The sequence below is a fragment of the uncultured Roseobacter sp. genome (assembly GCF_947493125.1).
In the GTDB taxonomy this organism is placed as follows: domain Bacteria; phylum Pseudomonadota; class Alphaproteobacteria; order Rhodobacterales; family Rhodobacteraceae; genus Roseobacter.
Genome location: NZ_CANLQB010000001.1, coordinates 542,263 through 556,729 on the forward strand (window position 1 = coordinate 542,263; position 14,467 = coordinate 556,729).

At 60.3% G+C, this 14,467-nt stretch carries 14 protein-coding genes; 4 read left to right on the forward strand and 10 right to left on the reverse strand.

Translation table 11 applies throughout. The features are described from left to right. Nucleotides 1–5 precede the first annotated feature (5 nt). From Q1A71_RS02665 to Q1A71_RS02675, 3 genes are all read right to left on the reverse strand, one after another. Complete coding sequence (locus Q1A71_RS02665) at nt 6–929, reverse strand: sugar ABC transporter permease (protein ID WP_299671448.1); 924 nt, start codon at nt 927–929, stop codon at nt 6–8. An 83-nt stretch (nt 930–1,012) separates the two neighbouring features. Continuing rightward, entirely contained in the window at nt 1,013–2,269 is a 1,257-nt protein-coding gene (locus Q1A71_RS02670) for an ABC transporter substrate-binding protein (protein ID WP_299671451.1), read from the reverse strand. Between the two features lie 26 nt (nt 2,270–2,295). Beyond that, on the reverse strand, nt 2,296–3,189 hold the full coding sequence (locus Q1A71_RS02675; RefSeq protein WP_299671453.1) for an N-acetylmuramic acid 6-phosphate etherase: 894 nt from the start codon (nt 3,187–3,189) through the stop codon (nt 2,296–2,298). A gap of 162 nt (nt 3,190–3,351) precedes the next feature. Here Q1A71_RS02675 and Q1A71_RS02680 point away from each other — a divergent pair, with 162 nt between their 5' ends. The 4 genes from Q1A71_RS02680 to nagA are packed head-to-tail and all read left to right on the forward strand — an operon-like array spanning nt 3,352 to nt 7,158. Continuing rightward, complete coding sequence (locus Q1A71_RS02680; protein WP_299671456.1) at nt 3,352–4,245, forward strand: BadF/BadG/BcrA/BcrD ATPase family protein; 894 nt, start codon at nt 3,352–3,354, stop codon at nt 4,243–4,245. Further along, nucleotides 4,242–5,000 carry a GntR family transcriptional regulator gene (locus tag Q1A71_RS02685; protein ID WP_299671458.1) on the forward strand — a complete coding sequence of 253 codons (759 nt, stop codon included), beginning with the start codon at nt 4,242–4,244 and terminating at the stop codon, nt 4,998–5,000. The genes Q1A71_RS02680 and Q1A71_RS02685 overlap by 4 nt, the downstream gene beginning before the upstream one ends. A gap of 2 nt (nt 5,001–5,002) precedes the next feature. After that, nucleotides 5,003–6,031 (forward strand): SIS domain-containing protein, encoded by a 1,029-nt coding sequence (locus Q1A71_RS02690; protein ID WP_299671461.1) that lies wholly within the window; start codon nt 5,003–5,005, stop codon nt 6,029–6,031. Beyond that, on the forward strand, nt 6,028–7,158 hold the full coding sequence (gene nagA / locus Q1A71_RS02695; protein ID WP_299671463.1) for an N-acetylglucosamine-6-phosphate deacetylase: 1,131 nt from the start codon (nt 6,028–6,030) through the stop codon (nt 7,156–7,158). The genes Q1A71_RS02690 and nagA overlap by 4 nt, the downstream gene beginning before the upstream one ends. A gap of 396 nt (nt 7,159–7,554) precedes the next feature. Here nagA and Q1A71_RS02700 read toward each other — a convergent pair whose 3' ends face one another. The 7 genes from Q1A71_RS02700 to Q1A71_RS02730 are packed head-to-tail and all read right to left on the reverse strand — an operon-like array spanning nt 7,555 to nt 14,453. Next, nucleotides 7,555–9,048, reverse strand: a complete 1,494-nt coding sequence (locus tag Q1A71_RS02700; protein ID WP_299671465.1) for an amidohydrolase family protein — start codon at nt 9,046–9,048, stop codon at nt 7,555–7,557. Next, a complete protein-coding gene (locus Q1A71_RS02705; RefSeq protein ID WP_299671468.1) occupies nt 9,045–9,698 on the reverse strand; it encodes an aspartate/glutamate racemase family protein in 654 nt (217 codons plus the stop codon). Before Q1A71_RS02705 ends, Q1A71_RS02700 begins: the two co-directional genes overlap by 4 nt. Beyond that, nucleotides 9,695–10,579, reverse strand: coding sequence for a polysaccharide deacetylase family protein (locus Q1A71_RS02710; RefSeq protein ID WP_299671470.1), 885 nt, complete (start codon nt 10,577–10,579; stop codon nt 9,695–9,697). The genes Q1A71_RS02705 and Q1A71_RS02710 overlap by 4 nt, the downstream gene beginning before the upstream one ends. Continuing rightward, nucleotides 10,576–11,520, reverse strand: coding sequence for a polysaccharide deacetylase family protein (locus Q1A71_RS02715; RefSeq protein ID WP_299671473.1), 945 nt, complete (start codon nt 11,518–11,520; stop codon nt 10,576–10,578). Before Q1A71_RS02715 ends, Q1A71_RS02710 begins: the two co-directional genes overlap by 4 nt. Further along, nucleotides 11,517–12,302 carry a BtpA/SgcQ family protein gene (locus tag Q1A71_RS02720; RefSeq protein ID WP_299671475.1) on the reverse strand — a complete coding sequence of 262 codons (786 nt, stop codon included), beginning with the start codon at nt 12,300–12,302 and terminating at the stop codon, nt 11,517–11,519. The genes Q1A71_RS02715 and Q1A71_RS02720 overlap by 4 nt, the downstream gene beginning before the upstream one ends. Next, entirely contained in the window at nt 12,293–13,315 is a 1,023-nt protein-coding gene (locus tag Q1A71_RS02725; RefSeq protein WP_299671477.1) for a carbohydrate kinase family protein, read from the reverse strand. Before Q1A71_RS02725 ends, Q1A71_RS02720 begins: the two co-directional genes overlap by 10 nt. A gap of 1 nt (nt 13,316) precedes the next feature. Then, complete coding sequence (locus tag Q1A71_RS02730) at nt 13,317–14,453, reverse strand: SIS domain-containing protein (RefSeq protein WP_299671481.1); 1,137 nt, start codon at nt 14,451–14,453, stop codon at nt 13,317–13,319. Nucleotides 14,454–14,467 lie beyond the last annotated feature (14 nt).

Genomic DNA, 14,467 nt, shown 5'->3' on the forward strand with positions numbered 1-14,467 from the left:
TCTCCTCAGAATTGGTAGTTGCGCAGGCGACGCTGGATGCCGAAGAGGTAGAGGCAGACCCCGATCAGGATGATCACGAACATGGCGGAGGCGATGGTCGAACCCATATGCGGGTCGCCGAGTTGAAGCTGGAAGCCGAAGAACGTGCGATACATGAAGGTTCCGAGAATATCAGTGGAAAAGTCGGGCCCGGCGAGCGCGCCTTGGGCGGCATAGATCAGGTCGAAGGCATTGAAATTCGCGACGAAGGTCAAAATCGAGATGATGCCGATGGACGGCAGGATAAGCGGCAGTTTGATCTTCCAGAAGGCGGCCATACCGGTGATCCCGTCACATTCCCCCGCTTCCAGGATATCGTCCGGGATCGACAGGAGTGCTGCGTAGATCAACATCATTGGAATGCCGACATATTGCCAGACGGACACCAGGCTGAGTGTGGTCAGCGCATATTCCTCTTTCCCAAGCCAGGGCTGGTAGAGGAACTTGAGGCCGATAGCGTCCAGCAGACCCGGTGCGATCCCCCAGATGGGCGAGAGGATCAGCTTCCAGGCGAAGCCGACAATGACGAAGCTGAGGATCGTTGGAATGAAGATGGCCGAGCGGTAGAAGGCCGAAAAGCGCAGCCGCGGACTGGAGAGGATCGCCGCCAGGGCAATCCCTATCGGATTCTGCACCAGCATATGGATGAGGAAGAACCAGGCGTTGTTTGCAAGTGCGTTCCAGAATTGCTCGGACCAGATGGCATCGCCGAACAGCGTGCGGAAATTCTGCAAACCGACCCATAGGCGGTTCTGATCGACTTCCGAATAGAACGACAGACGCAGTGTGGCGAAAAGCGGGTAGATCATCACCGCGGTATAGACAAGGACCGCGGGCGCGAGGAAAACAACGATATGCCAGCGGATCCCGGCTTTGGTAGGCGAGGTCATCTCGGCTCTCCTGCGTTTTCAGATGAATTCAAAGGGTTGTGCCCCGGGCAAGTGGGATCGCCCGAGGCTGAGCGCGCGGCCGCCTATTGCTGAGGTGCGTACCAGCTGGAGAGGCCGTCCTGCAGGCGCTGACCGGCTTCTTCAGGTGTCTCGTCGCCCTTGATGACCGCCACGGAGGCGTTCCAGGTCTCGTTTTCGAGATTCGGAGTGCCGCGCGACAGGATCTGATATGTGGACCGGATCGTGCTCTGGCACGTGTCACGCCAGGAGATGAATTCCTGAGCGAGCGGGTCCTGAAGCTCGACATCTGCATTTGAGAACGGGAAGAACCCGGGGAGCGCGTTGGCGAAAATGGTCGAGAACTCCGATGACGCAACCCAATTGAGGAATGTCTTGGCGGCCTCAGGGTTGTCGGTGGCGGTGTTCATGCCAATGCCGATGTCGGTATGGTCAGAGATATAGCAGGTGTCGCCTGCATTCTGCACCGGTGGCTTGAACGCCCCCATGTCGAAGAGCGCCTGGCTGTTGAAGCCCGAGATCTCCCATGAACCCGCCGGATAGATAGCTGCCCGACCAAGCGTGAAGATGTTCTGGCTGTCGGGGTAGGTTTGGGCCTCGAAGCCATCGCCCAGGTAGTCACCCCATTTGGCCAGCTGCCGGAAGGGTGCGATCCAGGCCTCGTCAGTTAGCTTTTGATCGCCGGACAGCAAAGCGGAGCGCCCATCTTCGCCTTTCCAGTAATTCGGTCCGATGTTGTTGTAACCCATCGTTGCGGCTTCCCACTGGTCGTTGGTGCCCATCGCCATCGGGATGTAGCTGCCATCTTCCTTGAACGCCTCCAGGACGGCGAAGAAGTCTTCTTCGGTTTCAGGGATGTCCAAGCCGAGCTCGTCAAAGGCTTCCTTGTTGTAGATAAATCCGTGAATGACCGAGGCCATCGGCACGCAATAGGTGGCCGAGCTGTCATCGGTGGACCAACCGGCCTTGGCCACATCCGAGAAGTTTTTCATGCCATCAAGACCGCTCAGATCTGCCAGATGGCCCGCCTCGTACAGTGCCAGCGACGCATCGAAGGGGCGGCACGTGATAATGTCGCCAGCGCTTCCCGCGTCGAGCTTGGAATTCAAGACAGCGTTGTATTCGGCGGGGGCCGACGGCGTGAATTTCACCTTGATATCGGGGTGCTGCGCCTCGAAGGCGGGGATGATCTTGTCTTGCCAGATGGCCAGGTCGTCGTTGCGCCAGCTCTCGATTATGAGCTCGGCATCCTGCGCCGTCGCTCCTGAGGCGATAAGTAGCGTCGTGGCCAGCAATGATCCTTGGACTGTTATGCGTTTCATGTGGGGTCTCCCTTTGGTTTCTTTGGTCAGGATTGGTTCTCGGTTTCCGCGTCGCAGACCGCGAGGCATGCGCTCAGAAATCCTTTGTGTTGGTCGAGCAACGCCAAGGCGCGGTCGACGGTCAGCCCGCGTGCCACCAGCGTTGCCGCCTTGGTATCGTAGCCGGTCGCCTCAAGCGCGCGTTCCGCGACCAGACGGCTTGCGCCGGAAATGCGCTGGACGATATCCCCGGCGCGTCTGCGCAGCTTGATGTTGTCCGGTTTGAGATTAACCATCAAGCCGTTGTGCACATGGCCTAGCAGGATACCCATCTGTGTCGACATCATGTTCAGCGCCACTTTTTGCGCTGTACCCGCACTCAGCCTCGTGGACCCTTCGACATACTCCGGGCCCGTTGGCAGGGTGATTGGGATATGGGCCAGTTTGGACAGGGCCGTGCCCGCGACGTTCGCGAGCGCGATCACCCGCCCGTATCGCGCCCTAGCCGTTTCGGCGAAAGCCAGGGCATACGGCGTTGTGCCACTGGCGCTCAGGACAATGACGACATCTCCCGCCTCAACGGTAATGGCAGCCAGGCGTGCCGCCTCTGCATTGTCTTCTGTGTGTCCGGGCATGACGCCATTCAAAGGTGCGCCACCGGCCATGTGAACGATGATCTGGTTTTGAGCGATCCCGAAGGTTCCGGGCAGCTCCGACGCGTCCGCAAGTGCCATCAAACCGGAACTTCCTGCGGCGGCGTAATGCAACCGTGCGCCACGCCGAATGCCTTCCGCCATCTCGGTGGCCCCTTCAGCAATGGCCGCAAGCGCGTCGCCGGCAATGCGGACAGCCTCTAGCTGAGCCGCCAGCATCTCAGACAATGTGCCCTCCACGGCTTGCCCGTCGGGCGAGTCGGCTGATGTGGGGGGTGATGCAGGCATGTGGAGGCTCCAAAGGATTCTCAATAACAATACCTAAACAATACCTTTTGTCTACCAATTTCTTAATAGTCAACAAGTTCGGTTGGCTATACTTTGATTTCAACGACTTATGGCATTAAATTGGTCATTGTAATCTTCAATAGGTATGATATAGGTAGCTTCATGAGCGATGTATCCTCATATCTTTTTGTAGGCGTCGATGGTGGCGGTACGGGCTGTCGTGTCGCCATTGAGGGGGCGACCGGCACACGTCTGGCGGAGGCTGCTGGCGGGCCAGCGAATTATACAACCGATCCTTGTCGGGCCACTCAGTCAGTCCGCGAGGCTCTGCGGGCAGCGGCAGCGGATGCTGGGCTTTCTTCTGGCTGGAGTGAGAGGTGTATTGCCCATGTTGGACTTGCAGGGGTTATGTCGCCCGAAGAGGGGGACGCTCTGGCCCGGGAGCTATACTTTGCGCGGGTGACTGTCACCGATGATCGCGTCACCTCTGTGGCAGGTGCCCTTGGCGATCGCGATGGTATGCTTGCGGCGATTGGGACGGGGACAATTGTTGCTGGCCGTACGGACGAGACAACGCGGTTTGTCGGCGGTTGGGGGCACGATTTGGCGGATCAGGCCTCGGGAGGTTGGCTGGGTCGCAAAGCGCTGCGGCGCATGATGTTGGCGCATGACGGGGTAGCCGCCCACACGGACCTCACCCGGGCGTTGTTGGCGGGTTTCGGCGGCGATCCGAAGGCGATCATGGCTTTCACAAACGATGCGGGACCGGGCGATTTCGCCAGGTTGGCACGCCAGATCATCGACGCTGCCAGAGCGGGAGATCCTATGGGCACCGCTCTCATGCAGGAGGGCGCGGGGTTTTTGCACGACTGCGCGGATAGTATCGGCCTCGAGGGCGATGCCGTTCTCTGCCTCGCCGGGGGCGTGGGCCCGTCCTATGCGGATTATCTCAATTCCGCCTGCCGTGCGCGCCTCAGACCGTCGCATGGCACGGCGCTCGATGGCGCACTCCGCCTCGCACGAGAAGCTTTCGAAAAACGAAAGGCGCCTTCATGAGAGTGGCCGAGTTTCTTGAGCCCAAGGACTGGTTTCGTGCTGGTGCGGGACCGCGTTACGTGCAGTTGCGGCAACGTCTGACCGACGGCGTCGCGCAAGGGGTATTGCCGCCCGGCAGTCCTTTGCCGCCCGAACGGGAGATCGCTTCCATCACCGATTTCTCGAGGGTGACTGTGCGCAAGGCCATGCAGGCGTTGGCCGAGGAGGGCACCATCGTGCAGCGGCAGGGCTCGGGTTCTTTCATCGCGTCGAAGACGGAGCAGATCGAGCAGCGCCTCACCCGGCTGACATCCTTTTCCGAAGATATGGAACGGCGTGGCAAAAGCTCCACCACGCGCTGGTTGGAGCGTGGACTTTACATGCCGTCGCCGGAAGAAATGAAGGCGCTTGGGCTGTCGTCGGAAGATTCGGTCGCCCGCATCGTACGCCTGCGCCTGGCCGATGAAGCGCCCATCGCGATTGAGCGGGCCTCATTGCCGGTTGATATCCTGCCCAATCCGCTGATCGTGGAACGATCACTCTATGAGGTTTTGGAGGAGACCGGTGTGCGTCCTGTCCGCGCGTTGCAGAAGATCTCGGCGGTTAATCTTTCCGAGGCCAATGCAGCACTCCTGGCGGTCGCACCGGGAGATGCAGGGCTCAGCATCGAGCGCACCTCCTATACAGATTGCGACCGTATCGTGGAGTTCACCCAATCAATCTATCGCGGTGACGCCTACAATTTTGTCGCCGAACTCAGGCTTGCAAAGGAATGACCATGTCTACGCAAACCCAGATGCGGAGCGAAATCCTTGAGATCCCCGCCGCTATTGACGCGCTTCTGTCGAATGGCGCCGGGGATATGCAAAAAGCGGCAGATGCCCTGCGCGAGACAAACCCCGCCTTCTTCATTTCGGTTGCGCGCGGATCTTCGGATCACGCAGCCACCTACTTCAAATACGCCAGTGAACTGATCGCGGGGGTCCCCGTCGCCTCGGTTGGTCCATCTATCGCTTCCATCTATGACCGAAGGCTGAAGCTTTCTCTCGCGGCGAGTCTTGCGATCTCCCAGTCAGGCAAAAGCCCCGATATCGTGCGGATGGCGGAGATGGCGCGCGCCGCAGGTGCACTAAGTCTCGCGTTGACCAATCACCGGGACAGCGACCTCGCCCAGGTCAGCCAACACACGCTGGAGCTTCACGCCGGTGTTGAGCAAAGTGTGGCGGCCACGAAGACGTTCGTGACCTCGGTGGTCTCGGCCGTGTGGCTGTTGGCGGAATGGCAGCAAGACGCCGACCTGCTGAAAGCGCTGCGGGCTCTTCCGGCGGTGCTCGAGACGGCAACACAGCAGAATTGGGGTGCTCTTGTGGAGGACCTCACCGATGCGCAGTCGCTCTTCTGCCTCGGTCGCGGACCGGCATTTGCGCTGTCGAATGAAGCGGCTCTGAAGTTCAAGGAAACCTGTCGGCTTCACGCGGAGTCCTACTCCTCGGCTGAAGTGTTGCATGGGCCGGTGTCCATCGTGGGACGGGGCTTTCCGGTCCTCATCCTCTCGGCGAGGGATGCGGCCGAGGCCTCGGTCGCAGAGGTCGCAGACCGGATTGCGGGGAAGGGGGCCAACGTGTTTGTTACCTCCGATCACGCGGTGACAGCAAACCGCTTGCCGGCGGTGCGGACCGATCACCCGCTGACTGATCCCATCGCGCTGATCGTCTCGTTCTACGCGATGGTCGAGCAGGTCGCCCGCGCGCGCGGCATCAACCCGGACGCGCCGCGGCATCTCAAAAAAGTCACGGAAACAGTATGACCCGACGCGCGCATGTCGGCGCCGAGATCTTCGATGGAGACGTGCTCCATGACGGCAAGGCGCTGCTGATCGACGACGGAACTGTGCGCGGTATATGCTCTGTCTCGGACCTGCCCGAAGGGTACAAGGTCAACGAGCACGATGGTGGCACCTTGATGCCGGGTTTCGTCGATCTCCAGGTCAATGGCGGTGGTGGGGTGATGTTCAATGACGAAACGTCTCTGGACGGGCTTTCGGCAATAGCCGAGGCCCACGCCAGCACCGGGACGCGGGCGCTCTTGCCAACGCTGATCACGGATAAGGCGGATCGCACGCGGCTCGCCGTAGATGCGGTCGAGCAGGCAATCGCGGCTAGTGTTCCAGGCATCATCGGTCTTCATCTGGAAGGCCCACATCTGTCGCTAGAGCGCAAAGGTGCCCATGATCCGGCCCTGATCCGCAAGATGGAGACGGAGGACGAAGACTTCCTCATCTCGGCGGCGGCTCGCCTGCCAAATCTGATGGTGACGGTTGCCCCAGAAAGTGTCACCATAGACCAGATCGCACGCATGGCGCACGCCGGTGTGATTGTTTCACTTGGTCATACAGACTGTCGCATGGATACGGCGGTCGCCGCTTTTGATGCCGGGGCACGCTGCGTCACGCATCTCTTCAACGCTATGAGTCAGATCGGTAATCGCGAACCGGGGCTTGTCGGGGCGACGTTGAGCGCAGGCGGGGTCTTCGCTGGCCTGGTTGCCGACGATATTCATGTTCATGCGGAGACAATGAGAGTGGCGCTGTCTGCCAAGAAGGGTCCGGGTGAGATTTTCCTTGTCACTGACGCCATGTCCACGGTGGGCTCCCGCATTGCGGAGTTTGAGCTCAATGGCCGTCGTGTTTTGCGACGGGACGGACGGCTCACGCTTGAAGACGGGACACTTGCGGGGGCCGATCTGGAGATGATCCGCGCCCTGCGGGTTGTTGTCGGACGGGTTGGGGTGTCGAAAGCGCAGGCGTTGCGCATGGCCACTGGCGCTGCCGCTAAATGCCTTAGAAATCCGCTTTGCGCAGGGCATCTCCTTGGCGGTCCGGTGTCAAATGTCGTCCATCTTCATAGTGACATGGCGCGCGCCGAAGCGTTATGACCACGTTCCTGCCACCGATAGGGACAATAAGATACCGTTCAGAGAGCACAGGGGCATTGTTGGTCGCTCACCACAAGCTAATGTTCAAGACCGCTTGGGGACGTCAAAGGCGAAACAGATATTCGATTGCCATTCGGGCAATGAAGCGCGTGCCTTGATGCTTGTGTGCACCTCCTCCGATATTCCGCTCACGGTGTTCCAAGTCGGGGCACTGGTGCGAATAGATCTGACAGGGGCGTGGCAGATCGTTGAGCGCACCTTGCATCGGAGAGCGCAAAGCAGGTTTTGCGTCTTTTCGACCCCCAAATACGCGCCTTATCCCAATGGGATGCCAGCGTGATCAAAGCCTGACGACCGATCTGACTGCAACCATGTAGCGAAGAGCCGCGAGACCGATCAGAGCCAATCGTTGTAGAAATCGCGCACTGGATCCAGAAGAGCGTATCCAAGGTTCCGCTGTTCCACTTCCGCTGGCGCCTTTTGCCTCCGAAGATGTTGAGACAATTGATCAAGCACGGCTGCTTTATCAACGGCGGGAAAGGTGCCCTGATGATACACGATCGCTCCGCCGACGAGGACGGTTTCGACCGAAGCAGGCTTGGCGCGCCGTAAAATCACATCGACCAAGGGAATCGCGGGATCTTGATAGGGGTATGTGAGTGCGTTCCAATTCAGGAGGACGACATCAGCAAAGCGGCCGCGCGCGATTTTTCCAATGCTCTGCCCAAACGGAGTTGTGGCGGCGCCGTGTTCCGTTGCCATTCGGAAGATGTCCGACGCGCTGGGGAAAGGAGCGTCGTGCCCCGCTGGCCGATGGAGTGTCATTGCCAACCGCATTTCCTGAAGCATGTCCCGGTCATCATTGAGACCTGCCTCATCGATCCCCAGTGCAACGGGCACGCCGCTGGACAAAAACCCGTTCAGATCAGCGCGTCCGCTTTTCAATCGCAAATTCGAGGAACAGTTGTGGCAAAGACAGACACCGCGATCAGCGACCAGTTCCAGGTCATCATCGGTCATCCAGACCCCGTGCCCGACAGTAAGATCCGGACCTAACAGTCCAAAGCTGTCCACATGGGCGAGAGCGGAGCCTCCGGTGCGGCGCCGTGCATATTCCGCTTGGTAAGGTGTTTCGAGCAGGTGCATGTGCATCGGCGCACCGCTCTCGTCGGCCAGGCGCGCGGCGCTTTCGAGCGCTTTGTCGGAGAGCCAATGCAGGTTTGACGGGGCCAACTGGATACCGATAAGATCTTGGTCCGCCCAGCGATCTTGCAGGCTGTGGAACACCGCGATTTGTTCCTCAAGCGGTAGGCCAAAGCTGGACAAATAGGTCCAGACTGGCCCCCGCAGTTCGGCGGGCAATGTCGCAATAAAGTCCTCGTCGGCGGCATACACCATGCGGCATTGATCGCGAAACGCAAAGGAATAGGACGCGCGCATACCCAGGTCTGTATAGGCGCCGATGATCGCGTCTGCGCGAGACAGCACGGCCTCTGTGTCGCCCGGCGCTCGACTGTGCAGATGCTGAACGGTGGTCACACCGGAGGCGAGCATCTCGAAGGCAGAATAGAGCGTGTCGAGACGGGGGTCGACATCGCGCATGGCCAGTCGCTCCGGGAACCAGAGCTCCAGCGGCTGATCTCTTGCCCCCAGCTGAAAAGGCGTCAGCCCGACGTGATGGTGCGCGTTGATCAAACCGGGCATTGCGACCCGCCCACGTCCCCCTATTTCCTCCGCGCCCGAGTACGCGCGCCGCATGTCGGCGGTAGGGCCGATCTCTGAAATCCGGCTGCCTTCCACGAGAATGGCCGTGTCGTCCATGATCGCGGGTGATCCGTCGGCATTGATCCCGGTGATGATGTGGTCAGCAATGATCAGCTTCTGGGTCACTGATCCGCTCCTTCGCGTATCCGAGAAAGCGACAAGCGTACCGCAGCGGGCACAGGCTCAATCAAAGGGACAGGAGACGTGTTCACCAAGGCTCGTGCTGCAACGGCGAGAGGCCCTCCGCCGATCACCACCGCGTCCACCTGTGCGTCGCGGACGGCGGCAAGGATGGCTTCCATCAGAGCGGATGTCGCGGCGTCCGGATCGGTCGTTACCGCGACGGGATCGCCTGTCGTCGTCCATGTTCCAGCAAAACCGTGATGCCCAAATTTGCGCGCTGTCTCAGATATCCTTGACACCAAATCCGGCGTTGTTGTTGCGACGGCAAAGCGTCGACCGACTGCGGCAGCTTCAGCCATGGCCGCTTCTGCAATGCCGGTGACAGGTACGTCCATAACAGAACGCAGTTGCGATAGTCCCGGATCGCCGAACGCCGCGACGATGACTGCGTCTGCTCGGCTCAGTTCGGGCGCGAGAGCCACAACCGCCTCCGCCGCATGGTCAAGCGCGTCTGGTCCAGTGATGAGTGGAGCGCCAAACGGGGCCGTGAATCCCTCGATATGCACATCGGCACCGGCTTCTTGTGCCGCGATGTCGACCATCACTGCCGTCGTCGTGGTCGACGTATTCGGATTGACGAGCGCCAGCGTCATGTCACGGCCTCGGCAAAGGCACGTGCGATATCTGCCCGCCGCGCAATCCAAAGATGATCACGCCTCTGGGAAAGCTCCGCCAAAACACCATCGAACGCCTTGAACCGCCCCGGGCGCCCGACAATGCGCAAATGGAAGCCGATGTTCAGAAGCCGTGGCGGACCTTTCTCCGTCTCGGCTCCGAGAACGTCCAGCGCATCAGTAACATAGTCCACCATGTCGGTCGCGCGGACGAACCCGTTGGGGTGAAAGAACTTCATATCATTCGTATCGAGCGCGTAGGGCACGACAATCAGCCCGGACCTATCACGATACGGCAGATCATCGTCAAAGCCGTTCGACGTGTAAAGGTATCCCCGGGCCGCCAGTAGAGAGCGGGTCCAGGGGCTCTCGGCGCCGCGACAGAAAAACCCCACGGGCCGTGCGCCGGTCGCAGCGGCAATTGCCTCGCCGGCGCGGTCGAGGTCGGCAGCTTCCGCTTTTGCATGGTCGTAGTCGGCATGAGGGCGCCAGAGCCACCCGTGATTGGCCACTTCATGGCCGTCTGCCGCCAAGTGATTGAGTGCCGGCGCGGCTCTCTCTGCGGCCCGACCGCAGGCAAAAATCGTGGCATGTATGCGACGGTGTCGCAGCGCGTCGGCCATGCGCCATACACCCGCGCGCATACCATAGGCGAAGATCTGGGCTTGTCCGGCATCTGGTTTTCCGTCCGGCACCACAGAGAGCACTTCACCAATCCGTTCGCTGGTCGGATCGCCGTCCAGCACTTGTTGCTCCGCACCTTCTTCGAAGTTGACTACGACCGACACTGCAAGCCGCGCCCCATTGGGCCAAGTGAAGTCCGGCGCCTGACCGCCATATCCGATCAAGTCACGGGTCAAGAAGGCGGTCCTTCGGCAAAATCCGGTGGGCATGGGCGCGGTTTCCAGTCAGGCAGCCCTAGGCCCAGGCGCCATGCGGTCGCTATGTCGGCGCGGGTCGCAAACCAAACATCGTCATGCGCGAGCGCGTGGTCCAGGAAGGCCTCCAACCCTTCGATCCGGGCGGGCCGTCCGATGATCCGGGTATGCAGACCGACCGACAGCATGCGCGGTGCGGTTGCACCTTCGGCGTAAAGCCTGTCGAACGCATCGATGCAGTAGCGGGCGAAATCGTCGCCAAAAACGAAGCCTCCTCCATTGTAGAACCGCATGTCATTGGTATCGAAGGCATATGGTAACACCACATGCGGCCCCATGTCCGTCTCTACGGTGTAGGGAAGGTCGTCGTTGTAGGCATTGCTGTCATAAAGAAAGCCTCCATGCTCGACGAGCAAGTTGCGGGTCTCTGGTGAGGTCGCCGACCTCGTGTGCCATCCTCGCGGTGGTGTCCCGGTTGCCCCCGTGAGAACGTCCACGGTACGCGCGATGGCTTGGCGCTCTTCAATATTCTCCATGTAGGCGTGCCGTTCCCAACGCCAGCCGTGCGCCGCCACCTCATGGCCGTCGGCAACCGCTTCCGCGGCGATCCATGGCGTCATCTCAATTGCCCGCCCGCAGGCGTTGAGGGTGGCTTGCAGGGCGCGGCTGCGCAGAACATCGCGAATGCGAGGCCAGCCGGCGCGAGGGCCATATTCGAAATGGCTCTCCATGCAGAGGTCGCGCGTGCCTACAACCTCCTCGACCGCTTCATAGATATGCTCGTTGCGTTCATCGCCGGCACCAAGCGTCAATTCGGCACCTTCCTCAATATTGACAACCAAAGAGACCGCAAGCCGTGCATCCCCGGGCCAGCGGACTTGAGGCGGTGTGTTCGCGTAGCCTTTGAAGTCGCGACCGGTCATCGCTTCCTCGCGGCGTCCATGAACTTCTGGCAAAGATCGGCGTCCCATTTCACCAGATCGTCTTCGTCGGTTGATTGGCGCATCAAGGCGCTCGAGACAATCACACCCTCCGCTGCACTCAAGGCCTGTCCGACGTTGTCGGCCGTTACGCCGCCTCCGATCAGGACCGGACGGTTGGATACGACTGGTCGTATGGCTGCAATCCGGTCCAGAGTGTCCTGAAAGCTCACTCCGGCAATCACCAATCCATCGGCGCCAACCTTTGCCGCCCAATTTGCCGCGAAGGGCTGCGGCTCATCAGACAGAGGGCGCACAGTTCTGTCGTGAACATCGGCGAGTATTGCTACGTCGTCAGCCCCGAGCGATGCGCGGTACGCAACGGCTTCGGCGCCGAGCGCGTGTCGTGGTCCCTCGGATGTCATGGCACCGCCAACGAATATCTTGAGGCGTACAAAATCAGCGCCGCTTGCCTGCGCAATCGACAGGGAGGCCAAGGGGTCATGCGCTTCGACGATGATGCCCAACCCGAGTTTCGGAAATTCCGCGCGTAGCAGCCGGGAGAGGGCCGCCATACGTGTCAACGTCTCCGGTGTTGCAGCCATACTCGTCCGGGTCTGATCCTGCAGCTTGATGAAGGGGATGCCCGCATCCGCAAAGACTTTTGCATTCGCCATGGCGTAGTCCTCGAACCATGCTGTCGACAGATGCCGCGATAGATCGAAGCTGGGAAGGTGGAGCGCCGCAATCACCAGCGGTCGATTTGTGAACAGTTTCAGCGACATTCCATAGCCGCTTTCTGCGAAAGAGCGCTCGCGCCGTCCGGATGGGCCAGCAGGGCGCCATCGGCGCCGAAATGGGCCACAATGCGAGAGGCCGACATAGAACCGAAGCGCGCTGCCTGCACGGCGTCACCGGTCTCCAAAAGTCCAACAAGAAATCCGCCGCAAAAGCTGTCGCCAGCTCCGGTTGGATCTACCGTCTCGGTTGCCTCTGCGGGGACGCTGGCTGGTGTATCTGTCACGCGGTTCCAGACAAGTGAGCCCTTGGCACCGAGCTTTACCGCAAGCGCACCGGGGCAATAGTCGGAGAGAACCCGCAAGGCGTGCTCGAGATCCGCACCCGGGACAAGCGCTCTCAGTTCGACCTCGCTGGGCAAGAAAGCGTCAAGTTTCGAGAGCAACGGCGCGAGTTGGTCCAACTTGTGCTCGGCCAGCTGCCAGCCAGGATCTGCGATCACGACGGCGCCGCCCGGTTTGAAGAAATCCAGCATCTCGTGCATCACATCTGGTTGGCTGGGCGCGAGCAGGACCGCCCGCGTATCTTTCCATGCAGGCGGAATCTGGCGTTGCGACAGTGGGTGACGATTTCTGAATTCTGAATAGCTGATCTCGTTTGTCGTGGAGCGGGCACGCAATATCTCCCGCCATTGAGACGTTTGGCTTGGCGACAACCGGTCGGTCGGAAAACCCGCCTCGGCCAAGGCTCCGGGGGGACTGCTCAATCCTTCTTCTCTCCGCCCCTCCGCATCATAGATGAACCAGTTGGACGAGGTGAGTTCCTCATCGCGCCACACAACGCCACCCAGATCAAGACCGCCAGATTCCAATCGCCGGATCGTCTCTCGGGGGTAGCTGGCCACCGCCGCGCTGACCAACCCGACGGCGGGCCGCCACATCAATGCCCCGACCGCGGAGTAGGCACCGTTGCCGCCCGCTTTTGCGAGCCCAACCGTGCCGTCCGCGGCCACCACATTGTCGACGGTCAGCCCCCCGACCGTGACAAGATCGGGGATCATATCAAGCGCCAAGCTTTGGAGCGCCGAGGCCCAAGGCGTCGCGTTCCACCGCAGCATGGTAGCCGAACAGGTGCAAGGGCACGGAGTATAGGATGGGTGCGGTCTCCCAAGCGACCGGCGGTAAGTGCCATACGACATCAGCAATTTGTGCGATCTCGGCTTCGCCTTCGGGCAGCAGGGCGATACAGAAGCCTTCGCAACCGCGGCTCATAATCGCGGTTTCGGCTGCTCTGGCATGGCTCGCATCATCGGCTGCTACGAGGAATATCGGATCACCCGACTTTTGCGTCCTGTAGTGATGATATTCTTCTAGCGGGAACGCATAAGAATGAATCGGTGCCAGTTCCTTCAACTTTGCGGATCCGAAGGCTGCGGCCGCATAGAATGGACCCGCGCCGGTCAGCAGAACGAGGTCGGCTCTTGCCAAGCTGCGCGCCACGTCCCGGGCGGGCTCGTAGAATGATTGCGAGACGGCGTCCACCTGTTCGGGCAAAGCTGCGAGTGCTGCGCGTAGCGATGCCGCGTCTCCACCTTTCGCTTCGAGTATGGATGCGGTGAGAGCGAGCTTGAGCGCCATGGCCGCCGTACTCGATTGCGTCGGCCATCCGCCCCGTGTCGCTCGAATGTGCAAAGCGCCAGGAAACTCCACCATGAGCGGCGAGCCCATAGTGTTTGACAGGCCAATCGTATAGGCACCAAGTTTCGCAGAACCTTTCAGGCCGTCGATCACCGGCTCAGTTTTCCCACTCGAACTCAATCCGATTACGATAGTTTCGTTGTCGATGACATCGATGCCGTAGGTGGCGAAGTCGAACGCCTCGTAGGGTTCAGCCACGGCGCCGAGCATCTTCTCCATTACCTGACGAACGCCGTGGCCGGAAATCCAGCTGTCACCACATCCGACCATCACGATGCGTCGAATATTTCGATCCGCCAGATCCGCCGCAATGGATGCAAGGGGCGCTTCATTTGCTTCAAGTGTTGCGCGAATGGCCTCGCCCTGAGACATCATCTCTGTCTCTGTCAGCGCGACACGGCGAAAACGTTCGGGGTCGCCGGCTGCATCGGATGAAGATTCTCGTCTAATTTCTTGCAAACGTTGCTCAAAGCTCACGCCGGTGTCCTCCATACGGGTCATTGCAAAAACTGGCG